This is a genomic window from Klebsiella sp. Q11, assembly GCF_964241505.1.
Lineage (GTDB): Bacteria > Pseudomonadota > Gammaproteobacteria > Enterobacterales > Enterobacteriaceae > Klebsiella > Klebsiella michiganensis.
Window position 1 is genome coordinate 86,206 of the sequence record NZ_CAXSXW010000003.1, and the last position, 17,604, is coordinate 103,809.

At 55.8% G+C, this 17,604-nt stretch carries 17 protein-coding genes; 9 read left to right on the forward strand and 8 right to left on the reverse strand.

The window, feature by feature from the left end; translation table 11 throughout:
• Nucleotides 1–119: 119 nt before the first annotated feature.
• Nucleotides 120–506 (reverse strand): hypothetical protein, encoded by a 387-nt coding sequence (locus ACESQ2_RS05080; RefSeq protein WP_032750176.1) that lies wholly within the window; start codon nucleotides 504–506, stop codon nucleotides 120–122.
• Nucleotides 507–864: 358 nt separating this feature from the next.
• Here ACESQ2_RS05080 and ACESQ2_RS05085 point away from each other — a divergent pair, with 358 nt between their 5' ends.
• Both ACESQ2_RS05085 and ACESQ2_RS05090 read left to right on the forward strand, forming a co-directional pair.
• Nucleotides 865–1,569 (forward strand): response regulator, encoded by a 705-nt coding sequence (locus ACESQ2_RS05085; RefSeq protein ID WP_064358330.1) that lies wholly within the window; start codon nucleotides 865–867, stop codon nucleotides 1,567–1,569.
• Complete coding sequence (locus ACESQ2_RS05090; protein WP_014228739.1) at nucleotides 1,566–2,636, forward strand: ATP-binding protein; 1,071 nt, start codon at nucleotides 1,566–1,568, stop codon at nucleotides 2,634–2,636. Before ACESQ2_RS05085 ends, ACESQ2_RS05090 begins: the two co-directional genes overlap by 4 nt.
• Before the next feature lie 35 nt (nucleotides 2,637–2,671).
• Here ACESQ2_RS05090 and ACESQ2_RS05095 read toward each other — a convergent pair whose 3' ends face one another.
• The gene (locus tag ACESQ2_RS05095) at nucleotides 2,672–3,559 is read right to left on the reverse strand and encodes an ATP-grasp fold amidoligase family protein (protein ID WP_014228740.1); all 888 of its coding nucleotides are present in this window, start codon (nucleotides 3,557–3,559) and stop codon (nucleotides 2,672–2,674) included.
• Nucleotides 3,560–3,797: 238 nt separating this feature from the next.
• Here ACESQ2_RS05095 and ACESQ2_RS05100 point away from each other — a divergent pair, with 238 nt between their 5' ends.
• Entirely contained in the window at nucleotides 3,798–4,175 is a 378-nt protein-coding gene (locus ACESQ2_RS05100) for a RidA family protein (RefSeq protein ID WP_014228741.1), read from the forward strand.
• A gap of 192 nt (nucleotides 4,176–4,367) precedes the next feature.
• The gene (locus ACESQ2_RS05105) at nucleotides 4,368–5,396 is read left to right on the forward strand and encodes an LLM class flavin-dependent oxidoreductase (RefSeq protein ID WP_373170199.1); all 1,029 of its coding nucleotides are present in this window, start codon (nucleotides 4,368–4,370) and stop codon (nucleotides 5,394–5,396) included.
• A gap of 43 nt (nucleotides 5,397–5,439) precedes the next feature.
• On the opposite strand, the gene ACESQ2_RS05110 is transcribed toward ACESQ2_RS05105, so the two are convergent.
• From ACESQ2_RS05110 to ACESQ2_RS05130, 5 genes are all read right to left on the reverse strand, one after another.
• Nucleotides 5,440–5,775 (reverse strand): gamma-glutamylcyclotransferase family protein, encoded by a 336-nt coding sequence (locus ACESQ2_RS05110; RefSeq protein ID WP_014228743.1) that lies wholly within the window; start codon nucleotides 5,773–5,775, stop codon nucleotides 5,440–5,442.
• Nucleotides 5,776–5,882: 107 nt separating this feature from the next.
• Nucleotides 5,883–6,641 (reverse strand): thiol:disulfide interchange protein DsbG, encoded by a 759-nt coding sequence (gene dsbG, locus ACESQ2_RS05115; protein WP_025106210.1) that lies wholly within the window; start codon nucleotides 6,639–6,641, stop codon nucleotides 5,883–5,885.
• A gap of 44 nt (nucleotides 6,642–6,685) precedes the next feature.
• A complete protein-coding gene (locus tag ACESQ2_RS05120) occupies nucleotides 6,686–7,408 on the reverse strand; it encodes a DsbA family protein (protein ID WP_032719736.1) in 723 nt (240 codons plus the stop codon).
• A 6-nt stretch (nucleotides 7,409–7,414) separates the two neighbouring features.
• Nucleotides 7,415–9,439, reverse strand: a complete 2,025-nt coding sequence (locus ACESQ2_RS05125) for a protein-disulfide reductase DsbD family protein (RefSeq protein ID WP_373170200.1) — start codon at nucleotides 9,437–9,439, stop codon at nucleotides 7,415–7,417.
• Between the two features lie 47 nt (nucleotides 9,440–9,486).
• Complete coding sequence (locus ACESQ2_RS05130; RefSeq protein ID WP_032749682.1) at nucleotides 9,487–9,867, reverse strand: hypothetical protein; 381 nt, start codon at nucleotides 9,865–9,867, stop codon at nucleotides 9,487–9,489.
• A gap of 908 nt (nucleotides 9,868–10,775) precedes the next feature.
• Between ACESQ2_RS05130 and leuO the strand changes: the two genes are divergently transcribed.
• From leuO to ACESQ2_RS05155, 5 genes are all read left to right on the forward strand, one after another.
• Nucleotides 10,776–11,723 carry a transcriptional regulator LeuO gene (leuO, locus tag ACESQ2_RS05135; protein ID WP_373170201.1) on the forward strand — a complete coding sequence of 316 codons (948 nt, stop codon included), beginning with the start codon at nucleotides 10,776–10,778 and terminating at the stop codon, nucleotides 11,721–11,723.
• Between the two features lie 480 nt (nucleotides 11,724–12,203).
• The gene (locus tag ACESQ2_RS05140; RefSeq protein ID WP_370516263.1) at nucleotides 12,204–12,713 is read left to right on the forward strand and encodes a hypothetical protein; all 510 of its coding nucleotides are present in this window, start codon (nucleotides 12,204–12,206) and stop codon (nucleotides 12,711–12,713) included.
• Nucleotides 12,714–12,974: 261 nt separating this feature from the next.
• Nucleotides 12,975–13,991, forward strand: a complete 1,017-nt coding sequence (locus tag ACESQ2_RS05145) for an iron ABC transporter substrate-binding protein (RefSeq protein ID WP_025106214.1) — start codon at nucleotides 12,975–12,977, stop codon at nucleotides 13,989–13,991.
• 23 nt (nucleotides 13,992–14,014) lie between these two features.
• The gene (locus ACESQ2_RS05150; RefSeq protein WP_032749680.1) at nucleotides 14,015–15,589 is read left to right on the forward strand and encodes an iron ABC transporter permease; all 1,575 of its coding nucleotides are present in this window, start codon (nucleotides 14,015–14,017) and stop codon (nucleotides 15,587–15,589) included.
• Nucleotides 15,590–16,618 carry an ABC transporter ATP-binding protein gene (locus tag ACESQ2_RS05155; protein WP_046877437.1) on the forward strand — a complete coding sequence of 343 codons (1,029 nt, stop codon included), beginning with the start codon at nucleotides 15,590–15,592 and terminating at the stop codon, nucleotides 16,616–16,618.
• Nucleotides 16,619–16,628: 10 nt separating this feature from the next.
• Here ACESQ2_RS05155 and ACESQ2_RS05160 read toward each other — a convergent pair whose 3' ends face one another.
• A complete protein-coding gene (locus ACESQ2_RS05160; protein WP_046877436.1) occupies nucleotides 16,629–17,597 on the reverse strand; it encodes a PDR/VanB family oxidoreductase in 969 nt (322 codons plus the stop codon).
• Nucleotides 17,598–17,604: the final 7 nt, after the last annotated feature.

Sequence of the window (17,604 nt, forward strand, 5' to 3'; positions counted from 1 at the left end):
GCGATGTTGACCGCCAATGGCCGATTTATGGAGGGAGTGTGTATGCATATTCCCGGTTAATCTTATGAACGCGGCTGCCGCACTCGGCTAAAGAGGGCTATCTTTCTCATGGCCTAAAATCAAATTATCCGCATCAATAAATACGCCGGAGAACCGCAGAAAACGATCAGCAAAAAGCACTCATAATAAAAGACAATATCATATATGTCGGGTACGATATTCAAAAGTATATTAAATACAACAATGCTATAAATAAATATTAATACCAGCCAGAAGACGATAATCGCTAATTCTCTTAACGCGCCAGGTTTCTTTTGGAATATAAACGCCAGGACTGAGAAGGTGATGCTGGCATGGACCAATGGCGATGACAGCGTCGTGGAAGCTACCTTTTCATCAATGGCATGTACCAGGTATAACCATAAATAAAGTAACGCCCATGCTGTCAGGGAAAATATAAAGGCAGCGAGAACTTTTTCACGACGAATATTACTTAAGCTTTCCATAATGTTTTCTCTGACAGGGGCCCACATCAGTTGCCTGGCGAGCTGAATTCTCAGGCGTGCGTGTCACACTCACGCTTTCACTTTTCTTCCTCGATGAAGGATTGTCGCAGCGGTATGTTGATTGTTTATTTCGTGATTGTGTAGCCAGTATGGAGACGCGTTCCGCGTGCTTTATATCGGCAGGAAAAAATGCGGCGTGTGCAACTTTTTAACTCCGGGCTTGTCACATTGCTTTTAACAGGGAAAATATCCACTCGCGGCTGGTGCCTGAGATTAGGTTGTAGAACGTTTAAACAAGTACGGCATAAAATCTTTTTAAGATAAAATAAAATCTATTATCGGTAATGTGGAAACTAAAATGAACAAAAGCAATCTGATAATTATCGCCGAGGATGACGATGAAATTGCCGCTATTCTGACAGGCTATTTACATCGGGCGGGAATGAAAACCTGTCGGGCGGAGGACGGCGAGCAGGCGATAAATCTTACCCGTCTGCATAAACCGGACCTCGTGTTACTGGATATCCATCTACCCGTTTATGATGGCTGGAACGTGCTGACGACCTTACGCAAAGAGACTAACGTGCCGGTTATCATGGTGACCGCGCTTGATCAGGACGTCGATAAACTGATGGGACTGAGGCTCGGCGCAGATGACTACGTGATAAAACCGTTTAATCCCTCCGAGGTGATCGCCAGAGTGGAAGCGGTACTCCGCAGAACCCGGCCGAATGCGGAAGTCGCCAATTCAAGGCCATTAAGATTGCCGTTTCTGACCATTTATCCCGATGAATTTTATGTGGAAATTACCGTCGAGAATAAGATTATCACCCCGGTGTTGACCACCACCGAATTTAAGCTTTTGACCTACCTGGCGCGCAGTCCGCGAAAGGTGTGCTCACGCGAAGAGTTACTCGATGCCTGCCTGCCCGAGGGGGATTCACTTGATCGAACCGTTGATAGCCATATGAGTAAACTGCGGAAAAAGCTTGAACACGCGGGGCTCAAAGGCATCCCGGAGAGCATCAGAGGAGTGGGCTATCGGTTAGGTGAGAAAAAATGAACAAAGAAACGATTCTGAGCCGTCAGATATTGACCTATATGCTGTCGTTAACCTTCATTATTATCGCTATCGCCGTGGTGGGCTCTTATCTATTTTATAGCTTCTTGATTGACTACCTGCCGGGAGGCGCCGTCTCCGGGAGCGAAGATGATATGACCTTGCTGGACTGGCTGTGGATCATGATAGCTTCAGTCACCAGTCTGGTGGTATCGCTGTTTTTTACCGTGAAACTCTCTGCCAGAATATTGACGCCGCTAAATGCCGTTGCCCAGAGCCTGAAACAAATTTCGCAGGGCAATCTTGGCGCAAGAGCGTCCGGAACCAGCTCTCAGCTGGGCGAGATTAATAATCTTGTTAATGATTTCAATGAAATGGCGGAAAAGCTGCAGACCCTCGACGTTCAGCGAAATCTGTGGAACGCGGCCATCGCTCACGAACTCAGAACTCCCGTCACTATTCTGCGCGGAAGGCTTCAGGGGCTGGTCGAAGGGGTGTTTGAGCCAGAGCCCGCGCTATTCAGAAACCTGCTGAGACAAACGGAAGGCCTGACTAATTTAATCGAGGATCTGCGGGTCGTAAGTTCCTCCGGCGGCGCCGGCTATACGCTGACGCTCAGCGAGGTCGATCTCGAAGCGACGATTACCAGCGCGCTTGACACTTTTTTACCGGAGTTTCGCAGCAAGCGGTTCACCCTTATCACTGAACTCAAGCAGCAGTTGTGCGTTTGCGATCCTTTGCGTATGACGCAGTGCCTGACGGTACTGTTCGATAATGCGTTAAAATATTCCACCTCCCGAACTTTGCTGGTAAAGAATGGAACCTCTGGCAAAGAAAATTATATTCTGGTTCAGGATCGCGGTCCCGGAATTCCTGAAGAACTCCAGCGGCTGTTATTTGAACCTTTTCAGCGCGGAGAATATGCCAGACATATTAATCCTCAAGGCTGCGGATTGGGATTATCGGTCGTCAAAGCGATTATGCTCGCTCACGGCGGCAGCGTGAGCTATCGGTTGTCACGAGAAAATCACTCGATTTTTAAATTATCATGGCCCGTCAACCTGCCCTGACAAAACAGGCTCAATTGAGCCTGTTTCTGGAGACATCAGTGCCACATGTCCCCGAGCTTAGCATCCCATATCGCCGGTGTGATATTAAGTTTACCTCGCTTCGGACTTAATGTTATTTCACTGAAATAGATTTCATTTTCTTTTAGCATCAGATCGACACGGCAGTAGTCAATCTCTTTTGCCAATTCCTGCGCGGCAGTGACGGCGCGATGAAAGGATTCGGGTTCAGGTACCGGCCCCGGCGTGTTTGGATATTCCATCTGAAAAGGCTGCAGCCGCCACGATCTGTCATAGACATTAATATATTCGCGCCCCTGTTTATCGGTGAAATCAGCCTCCACAAAGCAGGCTACTCCATGAAAACAGTGTATTCTTAACATTTCAGGCGTAACGTTCTTATCTCGGTCAGAAAATAAGTCGATAAACATCTCACAGAGAATAACCGGGGCAATATGCTTATATTGCCACTCTCGGGTTGTGTAATACATATTCTTTTTGAGCGCCAGCTTGAGTCGGTTTAAGGTATTGGCCGGATTAAAATTGTCTCTGTCGGTGCATATAACGGTGCTGCCGCAGTCATGATTGCACTTCAACACGAATTTTGCCGGGAGTCTGCTAAAATCAATATCCTCTGCGCGGTGGTAAACGCCAATTAACGGTATCACCTGCACAAGCTGCGTTCGTGTACGGACATATTCTCTGACCGCCAGTTTGTCGGCCAGCAGAGTATAAAGGGCGTTATGATCGAAGACGAGGCGGTGGCATATCTTCTCACTCAGCGTGATAGGTTTTTTGAGATTGGCAAAGGTTTGCGACGCTTTGTTGAGTTTGGCAGTATGAAAGTAAAGATCCGAAGTCATCATTCCCCGGCATTTTCTGAATAAGTATTCGACGTATTTAAGAGAGTAGTTCAGCTTGTTCATGGTTCCTCCTGAGCGTAATGAATATTCTGACGAAGGAGGATTGAGTGATATTGTTCAGATTATGGAGTGGAGATGGAGCAGGCTGGCTGTGGCGTGAAATCACAGCGCGTCCGCGGCTGGCGCCAGTAAGAACGGGCTTTTAGCGAATCGGTAAAAATACCTTTGATACGGCTACGCTGGGCGGTAACAACAGCATGTCAGAAGGGTTGTCAGTTTTAACTTAAATAAGGATATCGGTATGAGTCAGATGGTACGGAAAAATTACCCTGAACTGGGCGAGGTCAAGGCGCCCTATGTCCATTCGGTTAAGCACGGGAACACGCTCTATATTTCAGGGCTCACCGCGTTTGGCACCCGTGCGCAGCAGGCCGGTATTGGCGCACAGGCGGAGGAGGTTTTTACGCAGATACGAACCGTTGCCCGCGCCGAAGGCATCGATTTTTCCTCTCTTATCAAAGTCACGATCTTTATCACTTCTTTTGATGAAATCGACGAATTGCGCAAAGTGCTTTACCGGAACTACGGCGATCATCTACCCGCCAGCTCGCTCGTAGAAGTCAGCCGCCTGTTTTCTGCGGATCTCAAAATTGAAATTGAGGCAATATTCGGCCTGTGAGCCAGTGTTTATTGCCCGGGCCGCGGTCTGCGCCGCCGGGCAGACTCAATCAATTTATTTGATGCATTCGGTTAAACAAACAATATTTATTCTCACCAGGTTATGCGTAAAGTAGAGGCATAACGCGGCAGACACGTTTTTCATTATGCGCCACCTGCCAACGACCTCCCTGCAACCCAGGACACCCACGTCATGAAAAAGATTGGCTTTTTGTCATTTGGTCACTGGACGCCGTCGCCGCAGTCCGGGACGCGCTCGGCCGCTGACGCGCTGCTGCAATCCATCGATCTGGCCGTTGCCGTCGAAGAGCTGGGCGCGGATGGCGCCTATTTCAGGGTGCATCATTTTGCCCGCCAGCTCAGCTCGCCGTTTCCCCTGCTGGCAGCGGTCGGGGCGAAAACCAAACGTATTGAAATCGGCACCGGCGTTATCGATATGCGCTATGAAAACCCGCTGTATATGGCCGAGGATGCGGGCGCGGCGGATTTAATCTCCGGCGGCCGTTTACAGCTGGGTATCAGCCGCGGCTCGCCGGAGCAGGTGATCGATGGCTGGCGCTATTTTGGTTATGTTCCCGGCGAGGGCGAAAACGAGTCCGACATGGCGCGCCGCCACACCGAAGTGCTGCTGGACGCGCTGCGCGGAGAGGGGTTTGCGAAACCGAACCCGCAGCCCATGTTCCCCAATCCGCCGGGACTGCTGCGGCTTGAGCCATATTCTGAAGGGCTGCGCGAGAGAATCTGGTGGGGCGCCGGTTCGAATGCGACGGCAAGATGGGCGGCAACGCTGGGGATGAACCTGCAAAGTTCGACGCTGAAAGACGATGAAACCGGCGAGCCGTTCCATATCCAGCAGGCGAAGCAGATCCGCGCCTATCGCGAGGCATGGGCAGAAGCGGGCCATACGCGCACGCCGCGGGTTTCGGTCAGCCGCAGCATTTTCGCTCTGATGAACGATCGCGACCGGATGTATTTCGGTTCAGGCCGTGACGAGAGCGATTCGATAGGTTTTCTCGACGAGAAGACCCGCGCCATTTTTGGCCGCAGCTACGCCGCCGAGCCGGATAAGCTGGTCGAACAGTTGAAGCAGGACGAGGCGATTGCCGAAGCGGATACGCTGTTACTGACGGTGCCGAACCAGCTGGGCGTGGAGTATAACGCCCACGTGATTGAGTCCATACTGAAGCACGTCGCGCCGGCAATGGGCTGGCGCGACGCATAAACCCGCGCTGAGCGACGCCCCGCAGGCGCGGGGCGAAAGGGTTTTACGCTGCGACCTTTGGCTGTAGCTGATAGATCCAGGCGGTCACGCGCTGGCCGTCTTCCATGGTAACGTCAACGGCAACGCGGTCGTAGCCCTCTTCAAACGCATCCAGCATTGGCCAGTGGGCGCTAAGATTCGCGGACAGGAACAGGTAGCCGTCGACCCGAGGCCCGTTGTTGTCGAGCACGATCCCCGGAAAATCCGCCGCCGCTCCCCAGCCGCGTTCATAAAACAGACCCTGCACATAGCCGGGCAGCCACTCGCCGCCAATGTTGTCCATAATATGGGCATTGGAGTGGCCCGGACGCAGCGTGCCGTAGACAAATAAACGTTCCATTATTCCTCAATCACTCAAGCGTTGAAGGCCCGGACGGGCAGAGCAGGTCTTAAAATACGAGCTCTGGCCGGGGTTGGCAAGGCGCCCCGTAGGACGCCCGCTCTTCATCAGGGCTCAGGTCCGAACATCTCCAGCAGCTGTTTCTTGTCGGGCATGCCGACCACCTGCTGGAGTTCATTCTGTTCATTCATGTAATAGATGGCCGGCGTCGCGCTGGCGCCCAAATCATCCATCAGCTTTTGGTTATGCTGAAGAAGATTAAAGGTTTCGCGCGGCGTCACGCCGTCAAAGCGCGGCACTTTTTTGCCGCCGGAGAGTTCATACTCTTGCCAGGCGGCTACCGGATCTTTGGCATTCAGGATTGCCGTGGCGTATCGGCCACTATTCGGGTTGAGAAAGGCAACCAGCAGGGTATTCAACTGGACCTTACCGGCTTTTACCCACGGCTGCGCCGCCGACCAGAACGTCTTGCAGTAAGGGCAGAACGGATCGGCGAAGACGATGACTTTTCGGGCCGCCGAATCCGCGCCCTCCTTGAGCGGCCGGGCATCGTTCAGCTTCTTCCACATTTCGCGGCCTAATGGGGTATAGATCGCTTCTTTAAAATACCCCTCGCTGAGGTTTTGCCCTTTATCATCATAAAGATACCCGGAAATGACGTGCTTTCCGTCCGGGGTTAAAAACAGGGTCACCCCCATATCCTGATACTGACCGACCCAGCCTTTTACGCCGCCGGGGGAGTCTATCTCCTTGATAATTTTGATCCCTTGCTGTTCACCAAAGTCTTTAACTATCTGGGGAATCGCCCCCTCCGCAAGCGCCAGGCCCGGTATCATCCAGGCCGCCAGCAGGAAAATATATTTCATCATATCGCCTCTCAATGCAGGGGGAACGCTCCCCCTGACGTGGGTTACTGTTTTTTCAGCGCATCGCCGATTGTGGCATCAAATTGCTCCCAGGGGATCCAGCCCGACAGCATCTCATCGCCAATTAGCGTGGCCGGCGTTCCCTGAATGCCGAGCTTTTCGGCGACAGAGAAGCTTTTCTGAATCGTCTCCAGGCTTTGCGCATCCGGCTTAGCCACGATGACGCCCGCCTTTTTTTTCGCCTGCTCAAGGCTGGCGCCGTCGTGATACCCCTTTTTTGCCATCAGGATCGCATTAAATTTGGCGAACTGTTCAGGATGCGTGCGCCACAGGGTGAGCGCATCCCTGGCCGCGGTCATTGAGCTTTCGGAACGCCAGGGCAGAAACTTAAAAATCACCGCAACATCCGGGTATTTTTCCACAATCTTCTCCAGATAGGGGTCAAACTTTTTACAATACGGACAGTTATGATCCGTAAAGACCACCAGCGTCAGCTTCGGCTTTTGCGCGCCGATTCGCGGTGAGTGGGGGTCGTGAAAGAGAAAATCGCCGTACTGCGACAGCACCTGCTTGAGCGATTCCTGTTCCGCCCGGGCATTCTGCCGATCGAGCTTATCGGCCGCGGCGACCAAAATTTCAGGATGGCTGAGCAGCGTCTCCTGGACCAGTGCCTGCACGCGAGCCTCCTGCGCCGGCGTGAGCGGCGACGAGGCTGACGCCGTCAACGACGCCGACAGAAGAAGAAAAGTGAGCAGCGTATTTTTCATCGTTAATTAACCTCTGGCATGAGTGAGCGCGTTCAGGACGCTTTGTTGATCGAGCAGCGGCGGGAGCGTCTCTCCTTGCGGCACGCCTGGACCGTAGACCTGATTGAAGGGAATGGCGTAACGATTTCGGCTTTGCAGGAAACGGGCGATCGGCTCAGAGGGCTTGCTCCAGTCGCCGCGCAGCGCGACGACATCCGGCTCAGCCAACGCGCTGATGATGGCGGGCTGATTTAACACCCGGTGTTCATTGACTTTGCACGTGACGCACCAGTCAGCTGAGATATCGATAAACACCCGTTTGCCATCCGCCAGAGCGCTCTGGATCGCCGCCTCGCTGAGTGGCTGCCAGCGAATTTGCTGAGCGTTGGCCTCCGGCGACGAGACGATGGCACCCTCGGCGAGCAGGCCGCGAACCTGAAAGCCGGCAAACGCCGCCAGCGCGATAATCACCAGCCAGAAGGCTGGCGTCGCTCGCGGACGGGCGACTAACAAGGCGGTCGGGGCCGCCACGGTGAGGGCCAGCGTCAGCATGCCGCCCGCCGTTTCGCCCAGGTGCAGGCCGAGCAGCGTCGTCAGCCAGAGGCTGGAGGCCAGCATCATGACGCCAAGCGCCATTTTCAGGGTGTTCATCCAGCGGCCGGGGCGGGGGAGCAGGACGGCGGTTTGCGGGAACAGGGCGACGAACAGCCACGGCGCAGCCATCCCCAGCCCGAGCACCAGAAAAATCAGCCACAGCTCCTGAAGCGGAGCGGCAAGCGCGAAAGCGACGGCCGTACCCAGGAAGGGAGCCGAGCAGGGCGTTGCCAGCAGGGTGGCAAAAACGCCCTCGCAGAAGCTGCCCGCCATCCCGGCGCCGCCGGCGGTCGCCATCCGGCTCACGGCTGCCGAGGGAAGCAGCATCTCGACTACCCCGAAGAGGTTCAGCGAAAAGAGAAAGGTGACGGCAACCATTAAGCCGATAAACCAGGGATTCTGAAACTGGATCCCCCAGCCCAGCGATGCGCCGGTGAGCTTCAGTATCGTCACCATCAGCGCCAGCAGAGCAAACGAGGTCAGAATACCCGCGCTGGTGGCCAGAAAACGCAGCCTGACCATGCCCCGGTCTGAACCGGCCTGCAGCACCGCGCTGAGCTTCATGCCCATCACCGGCAATACGCACGGCATCAGGTTAAGGATTAAGCCGCCGAGCAGCGCGAAAAGCACTATTTTCCCGAGACTAACCGTCGCCGCCGGGGCGAGATCCGCGCCAGTCGTAAGGTTTATCTGCTGCGCTTTTTCACCATTTGTCAGCACCAACGACAGCGCTTTTCCTGCCAGCGTGGCGGGGATTTCTCCCCATTCGTCGGTGACCGGTACCGTCACCTTGAGGTGGCTGCCCTCGGCGCGAATGTCCGGATCGCCGGCCACAATTCCCCCGTCCATAGGGTCAAAATAGATCCCGGGGTTTTTCCATTCGCCGGTCGCGCTGGCGGTGATGACCAGCTGGCTCCCGACCCGATGCGCGGCGAGATCGTTGGTTATGCCGGTATCTGCCGGGACAGTGCGCATGGCCCGGGCAAAGGCGTCCCGGAAATCGCCGTCCGTGGGCTGATTGAAATCGAGACGCAGCCGGTAGTCGGTCAGCAGACAGACGTTGCTGCAGGTCGATAGCGTAAGCGTGCCTTCCAGCACGTCGCCGGGGGCGGCGGCGATCGTCATCGGGATCGCGACCCGGTCATGGTAGCCCTGGGTCGTCAGGCCGGAAATCTTGAATCTTGACGGTGCAGGCCAGTACCACCGCGCCTGTTCCCCGTTGTTCCAGATGATTTGCGGGGCGACGCCCCCTTCGCCCGGCGAGCGCCAGTAGGTTTTCCAGCCGGAAGCCAGCTCAATAGAGAGCAGTCCGTCGATCCGATCGTTGCCTTTTTCCGCCTGGAAGCGGATCCGGGCATGGTCGTTTTGCGGGGATGTCAGCCATCCGGTGTCCGCCCCGTGGGCAACGCCCGCGCAGGCCAGCAACAGGAAGACGAAGCCCCTGAAGATATTCAGCATTTTTTTCTCCGTGAATTAAAAAAATTAATCGTTTAAGAACGATTTTTTCATTCACGGAAAACGCAGTTTTTTAGGTGTATTCGCAGCGTGGGCGGCCGGACGGGATCGTCCCGGAAAACCACCGGACGCCCTGCGGTGAGCAGCTGAAGCAGGGCGAGGAAGAGTATGACGGCAGGTAACGCGCCATCAAAGAATAGCGGCTGCGCGCAGAGCAGGGATTTAGCGCTCAGCTGACAGGGCGAGGGGCCTGGCTCAGCCTCCTCAGAAGACGGCTGCTGGGCCTGCGCGCTGAAGGGTATCGCCTGCGTGCGGGCGCCGACATCGGCCAAAAAATGGTGTAGATAGGCCGCCCGCTGAACAAGGCAGAATGCCATGACCAGGCAGGTCAGTATCAAAAACCATTTACCAGGAAGCCGACGATTGTGCATAGGGTACCAGGACAAGACAGAACCCGAGGATCATAAACAATCCTTATCAATGTACAAGAGGCTGGCGTGTAAGGTTTTGTCTGGATGGATAACGTTGCCGGCGTATGCGGCGGAAAGGCGGGCGTTCAGGTATTTCGTACATTTATATTATTTACAGCGTTGATGCATCCGGCTACTATTCGCGTCGCTAAGCCGTACCGGCACGCCGCTGCCGGACGTGACTGCTTAGCGCCTGACCGCCATTAGCTCATCTGGAAGAGCGAACGACGTACGTTGTAGGGAACGGGGTTCGAGGCCTCGATGGCGGCCCAACACTTGCTTAGCGAATCCGCACGGTATCGGTAATAAAGCCTCCCGCTTCTGTTGAATACGCCTCTGAACATCTTTAATCACTCCTTTTAGATCTCTTCCCTGCTATTGCTACATAGCCGTTATTATTGCCTGTGAAATAATTTCTCTTCTCTCGCTATTACTCGCGACGGAATGTGATTGCCTGGTTTTATCGCGACTGCCCTGGCAAAGGAATATCTGAATTTGGAGTGTTTAAGATTTACCTAAGCAAATCTGAATAATTTTAATGTGAATCTACTTATTAGGATTTAGTCGCGTATTTTTCAGAAATTTCATCACTTTTTATATGGTATTCTCCCTTGTTCAAGGAGTGAACGAAGGAAAAAAGAATGCTTTACCGCTATGCCGTTTTCTCCAGAAAACATAATACGTTTCATATTCTTTTACTGTTTACCATTTTGATAATAAGTTTCATACATTTGAGCGTGCTGCTGGAAACCGATAACACATGGCTGCTGGGGCCGATGGTGATTTATCTGCCCATTTTTTTCCTTTGGCGAAAGGTCTCAGTGTTACGAAGCAGAATCGCTGATTAATGTGCTGGTGGAGTTCCCTACATGAGTGAAAATACAACATCTAAAGCAACCTCTGAACCGAAAGTCCGGCAGCCCGTCTTGCGGAAAGTCGATCTTAACCTGTTAACCATTTTTGATACCGTTATGCAGGAGCAAAGCTTAACCAAAGCGGCGCACACGCTGGGCATGTCTCAGCCGGCGGTCAGCAGCGCGGTCTCTCGCCTGAAGGTGCTGTTTAAGGATGAACTGTTCGTCCGCAACGGCCGCGGGATAAAACCGACGGAGCGCGCCTTTCAACTGTTTAGCTCAGTTCGTCGCGCGCTGTCGCTGGTGCAAAATGAGCTGCCGGATACGCTTTTCGACCCGCTGGACTGCGAACGTAATTACAACCTTTGCGTCTGTAGCCCGCTGGATAACTACCTGACTCCGCTTATTTTTAACAAAATCAGCGAGATTGCTCCCAGGGTCACTCTTTCCTTTAAATCTTCGCTAAGTCAGCAGGTGACAAATCAGCTGCGCTATCAGGAGGTGGAATTTGTACTCGATTACAACAAATTCAATCATCCGGAATTTACCAGCATCCCGCTGTTCCATGACCGAATGGTGCTGGTGGCCAGGCGCAACCATCCGCGTATCGCATCGCCGCTGAGCGAGGAGGATATTTATCGCGAGCAGCACGCCACCGTCGCGCTGGAGCGCTACGCCTCCTTCAGCTATCCCTGGTATAGCTCTGAAGAGCAGCAGGCCTGCGTCGCTTTTCACGGTAACGCGATGGTCAGCGTGTTGAGCGTGGTGTCGCAAACCAATATGGTGGCTATCGCGCCGGAATGGCTGGCGAAAGAGTTTGAAGAGCAGTTTGCGCTACAACTGCTGCCGCTGCCTTTAGAAATGGACAGCCGTACCTGCTATCTTTCGTGGCATGAAACGGCGGGCCAGGAGAGAAGCCATCGCTGGATGGCGGAGCTGCTAATAAAAATTTGCCAGCGCTAAATAGACCTGAAGAAATGCCTGGTAAGACGCCAGGTATTTTATTATTCACGCTCAACTCTCGCCCTGAAAATTAATTAAGATCCCTCCTTTATTCTTGTTCATCAGGCACTGATGACCGGATAAAATACGCTGTATTAATAAAATTAACCCACCAGAATTTCATTAAAAAATCTATTTACCGAAAATCGCGCATTTCTCCGGCAGAGCCAACCGGCGGTTTCTGTACCCAATGGATTTCGAGTTGCTTTGAGGCGGCAAGAGAGAGACAAATTCGTCGGAACGAATTTGACCAGCCGAAGGCTGACCGCCGGTGAGCGGCAGGAGCCTCTCATTAATCCCCAGGAGTTTACTCAAGTAAGTGACTGGGGTGAACGAACGTAGCCAACAAAGAAGCCACTTGAAAGACGACGGGTATATACTCTTATTATCCAGCCGGGCCGACGCCTGAACCAGGGGATGATGTTGATGCGCAGAAAAATGATGAAGCCTGCGGTGGCCGTCGCCGCCCTGATGATGTCATCGACGGCCCTACAGGCGGATGAAATCAACCTGTATTCGGTTAATACCGGCTCCTGGATTTACCATCTGTCGAACAACCACGGCCAGTACACCGAAGGTTTTGACAACCAGTTTGCCTCCGTTGAGCGCAGGTTCTCCGAAGATTCGCCGTACAGCCTGCTGGCCGGAACGATGAAAAACAGCTTTGACGATCGCTGCATTGCGCTGGGGGTTCGCCGCGACTGGGTCTCGTTGGGCAACGGCTGGGTGTTTAAGGGAATTTATGGCTACGTTGGCGAGTTTTTTTTCTCGGCCTTCGAGCACTGCGGCGATCATGGTTCTTATAAGGATTTTAAAGACGCCACCGGCATCGGCTTTTCTCCCTATATTTATCATGGTTTTCAGTACAGCTTTACCAATTATTTCGGCGTTGAAAGCGGAATTATTCTTCCCGCCGTCTTTGTGGTGAGCATACAGTGGAGTTTTCGCTAATACAGTGGCGAAAACCCGCCCGCTGTGGGGCTTTGAAAGAACCGTAATAAAAAATGAAGTCATCTTAAGGTTATTTTAATCTTCACCGCGACGGTTATTTTTTTATAGCATTTTTCTCGCCCTTATCCGCCCGCGCTCAGTACATTTCACTTTTTTCATTAGATGGTAATTGTTTGCATTATCATTCACATTCCTCTGTGATTTAATCCTTGCCGGCCGGCGGCCAGTGACTCTTCGCCCACCTCTATTAAGGATTAGTTTATGCGTTTTCGTCTGGTGTCTTATTGCTCCGCTGCATTGATGGCTTCTTCCGCGTTTATTGCCCCGCAGGCGCTGGCGGCGGCCAGCAGCGACGGGATTGTGGTCTACAACGCGCAGCATGAAAATCTGGTGAAGTCCTGGGTTGACGGCTTTACCAAAGAGACGGGAATTAAAGTGACGCTGCGTAACGGCGGCGACAGCGAGCTGGGTAATCAGCTGGTGCAGGAGGGGACGGCATCCCCGGCGGATGTCTTTCTGACCGAAAACTCCCCGGCGATGGTGCTGGTGGATAACGCGAAGCTGTTTGCGCCGCTGGCGGCCGAGACCCTTCAGCAGGTCGCCCCGCAGTACCGCCCTGAGCACGGCCGCTGGATAGGCATTGCCGCCCGCAGCACCGTATTCGTCTATAACCCGGCGAAAATCAGCGAAGCGCAGCTGCCGACATCCCTGATGGATCTGGCGCAGCCGCAGTGGAAAGGGCGCTGGGCCGCTTCGCCATCCGGCGCGGATTTTCAGGCCATCGTCAGCGCCATGCTGGCGCTGAAAGGCGAGCAGGAAACCCTGGCATGGCTTAAAGCGATGAAAACCAATTTTGTGGCCTACAAGGGCAACAGCACGGTGATGAAAGCGGTGAATGCCGGTCAGATTGATGGCGGCGTTATCTATCATTACTACCGCTTTGTCGATCAGGCGAAAACCGGCGAGAACAGCAAAAATACCCGTCTCCACTACTTTAAAAACCAGGATCCGGGCGCCTTTGTCAGCATTTCCGGCGGCGGCGTGCTGGCCTCCAGCAAACATCAGGAACAGGCTCAGGCCTTTATCAAGTGGATCACCGGCAAGCAGGGACAGGATGAGCTGCGCACCAATAACGCCTTTGAATACGCCGTTGGCGTCAACGCCGCGTCCAACCCGAAGCTGACGCCGCTGAAAGCGTTAGAGGCGCCGAAGGTTGAGCCGTCTTCGCTGAACAGCAAAAAAGTGGTTGATTTGATGACCCAGGCTGGCCTGCTGTAATCGTCCGTTAAAGTGAACACGCTATGTCTTCTCTGAGTTTCGCGCTCGGAAAAAAAGCCCAACGCCTGCCCGAGCGCAGGCGTCCTGCTTTTCCGATGATCGCGTTAGCCGTTCTGTTTTCTCTGCTGGCGCTTTTGCCGCCAGGTTTTGTTATTGCCGTAGGGGTCGATACCGGCTGGGAGACAATCCAGGCGCTGGTCTTTCGCCCGCGCGTCGCTGAGCTGTTGAGCAATACCCTGTGGCTTATCGCGCTGACGGTACCCCTGTGCATTGCGCTGGGCGTTGGCCTGGCCTGGCTGACGGAGCGCACGCTGCTGGCGGGGCGGCGGCTCTGGTCGGTGCTGGCGGTAGCACCGCTGGCGATCCCGGCCTTTGTGCAAAGCTACGCCTGGGTCAGCGCGGTGCCGGCAATGCACGGCCTCTCTGCCGGGGTGTTTCTTTCGCTGCTGGCCTACTACCCGTTTATCTATATGCCGGTTGCCGCCGTTCTGCGGCGGCTGGACCCGACGCTGGAAGATGTTGCCGCCTCATTAGGTACGCCGCCGTGGCGGATCTTTTTCCGCGTAGTTTTGCCCCAGCTCAGGCTGGCGATATGCGGCGGCGCGCTGCTGGTGGCGCTGCATCTGCTGGCGGAGTTTGGCCTGTTCGCGATGGTGCGTTTTGATACCTTTACCACCGCCATCTATGACCAGTTCCAGTCAACCTTCAGCGGCCCGGCGGCGAACATGCTGGCCGGGGTGCTGGCGCTCTGCTGTCTGGCTATTTTGCTGCTGGAAGGGGCGTCGCGGGGGAAAGCGCGCTATGCCCGCATCGGTTCGGGCGCCGCGCGCGAACAGCAGCGGCAGCCGCTGGGCCGGCTGGCGACGATCCCTCTCCAGCTCGCGCTGCTGACGCTGGTGATGCTGGCGCTGGGCGTTCCGCTGATGGTGCTCTGCCGCTGGCTATGGCTGGGCGGCGTGGAGAACTGGTTAAACGCCGACCTCTGGCTCTCCCTGCGACAAACGCTGCTGCTCGGCGCGGTGGGCGCTCTCCTCACCACCGCCTGCGCTATTCCCATTGCCTGGCTGGGCGTTCGCTATCCGCAGCGTCTTATTCGACTGCTGGAGGGGTGTAACTACATGACCAGCTCTCTGCCCGGCATCGTGACGGCGCTGGCGCTGGTGACGGTCACCATTCACTACGCGCGCCCCATCTATCAGACCGAGGTCACGCTGCTGCTCGCCTGGCTGCTGATGTTTATGCCCCGGGCGCTGGTCAACCTGCGCGCCGGCATCGCGCAGGCCCCCGTGGAGCTGGAAAACGTCGCCCGCAGTTTGGGCCGCAGCCCCGGCCGGGCGCTGTGGAGCGTGACCATGCGGCTGGCGGCGCCGGGCGCGGCGGCAGCGGCGGCGCTGGTGTTTCTCGGCATCACCAATGAGTTGACCGCCACGCTGCTGCTCTCTCCGCTCGGCACCCGCACGCTGTCGACCGGCTTCTGGGCGCTAACCAGCGAAATTGATTACGTCGCCGCCGCGCCTTACGCGATGCTGATGATTCTGCTTTCGCTGCCGCTGACCGGCATTCTCTATATCCAGTCGAAAAAAATCGCAGGCCTGTAAATGCTTGAACTCTCCTCAATCTCAAAATCTTTTGCCGGTACGCGGGTGCTCGAAAACCTGAATCTGACGGTGGCCGCAGGCAGCCGGACGGCGATCGTTGGCCCCTCCGGCTCCGGTAAAACCACGCTGCTGCGGATCCTCGCGGGTTTCGAAACGCCGGATAGCGGACGCATTGTTATGCAGGGGCGCACGCTGTTTGCGCAGGGGACATTTATTCCCGCCCACCTGCGCGGGGTGGGCTACGTGCCGCAGGAGGGCGCGCTGTTCCCCCATCTGAACGTCGCGGACAATATCGCCTGGGGCCTCGACGGCAGCCGGCAGGAGAAATATCAGCAGGTGGCGGCGCTGATGGAGAGGGTGTCGCTGGACCGTCAACTGGCGAACCACTGGCCGCACGAAATCTCCGGCGGTCAGCAGCAGCGCGTAGCCCTGGCGCGCGCGCTGGCGCAGCGGCCCGCGCTGATGCTGCTTGATGAGCCTTTTTCCGCTCTCGATACCGGGCTGCGCGCGGCCACGCGCAAAGCCACCGCCGATTTACTGGCGCAGGCCGGGGTCGCGTCGATTCTGGTGACTCACGATCAGAATGAAGCGCTCTCCTTTGCCAGCCAGGTCGCGGTGATGCGCCAGGGACGTTTTGCCCAGGTCGGCACGCCGTATGAGGTCTACAGCCGTCCCGTCGATGAAGAGACCGCGCTATTTCTCGGCGATGCGCTGGTGCTGCCCGCCGAGCTTCGCGGCGGGCGGGCGCGCTGTGCGATTGGCGAAATTTCAATCGATGATCCGCATGCCGTCGGCCAGGGAAGGGTCATGCTGCGCCCCGAGCAGTTGGTTATCTCTCCCTCTCCGGCGGATGGACAGCCGCTCACCGTACGCGATGTGGACTTTAGCGGCCACCTGTCAACGTTAACCCTGGCGATGCCCGGCCAGGGCGAGCCGCTGATCGTCAAAACCGTCAGCCGGCAGTTATGGCGGCCGGGGGCGGCGGTACGCATTGAGGTGGTGGGCAAGGCGCGGGTCTTTGCCCGCTAGCGCCGACGGGCTATAAATCAATGCACAGATTCGCCGACCGGCTGCGGGAGCAGCACAGGGCGATCTGCTGCGCGCCGGCGGATTTCTCCGCCTCCGACTGCACGGTGTCGCGGTGGTCGACAACCCCCTCGATAACCGGCGTCAGGCAGGCGCCGCAAATCCCCATCTCGCAGGAGAGGGGAACGGCGACGCCATTCTCCTGGAGCACCTGGGCGATGGTCTTATGCGGGGGCACCGGCCACCGCTCTCCCGAGGACGCAAGCGTCACGCTAAACGTTTCTCCCTCCTCAGCGCCGGCGGGCAACGCGACAGGCTGAAAGGCTTCGCTATGGATCAGCGTTTCCGCCCAGCCCTGTTCCATGGCGACCCGGCGCGCGGCGGCCATAAATCCCTCTGGCCCGCAGAGATAAATCGGATATCCGGTATGCGTCTTGTTCAGCGCGGCGGCTAAATGCTGCCGGGCGCTGTCTCCTTCGCAAGAGCTGTGAATCACCACGCTTTCGGCGCGGAATCGCCGCTGCAGTTCGCGGACAAACGCCCCCTGAGCGCGATTTTTCAGGTAATAGTGCAGCGTAAACGGCACGCCCTCCGCCTCCAGCCTTAGCGCCATTGCGTACAGCGGCGTAATGCCGATACCGGCGGCCAGCAGCGTCACCCGCTCCGCCGCCCGTAAGGGAAACAGATTGCGCGGGGGAGAAATCAACAGCGTCTGGCCGGGGCGCAGCTGCTGATGGATATAGCGCGAACCGCCGCGTGACGCTTTCTCCAGCGCCACGCAGATCAGGTAGCCGTCGTCTGCGTCCTCCGGGCCGGTCAGCGAATACTGGCGGATAATGCCGCACGGCAGATGAAGGTCAATATGCGCGCCGGGCTGCCAGGCGGGGAGCGGTCGCCCGTCCCGCGCCACCAGCCTGACGGCGAGGTTCTGGCTGCCCTGGCGCCAGAGGCCGTCAACGATAACCTCTACTACATCGCTCATGATGGCT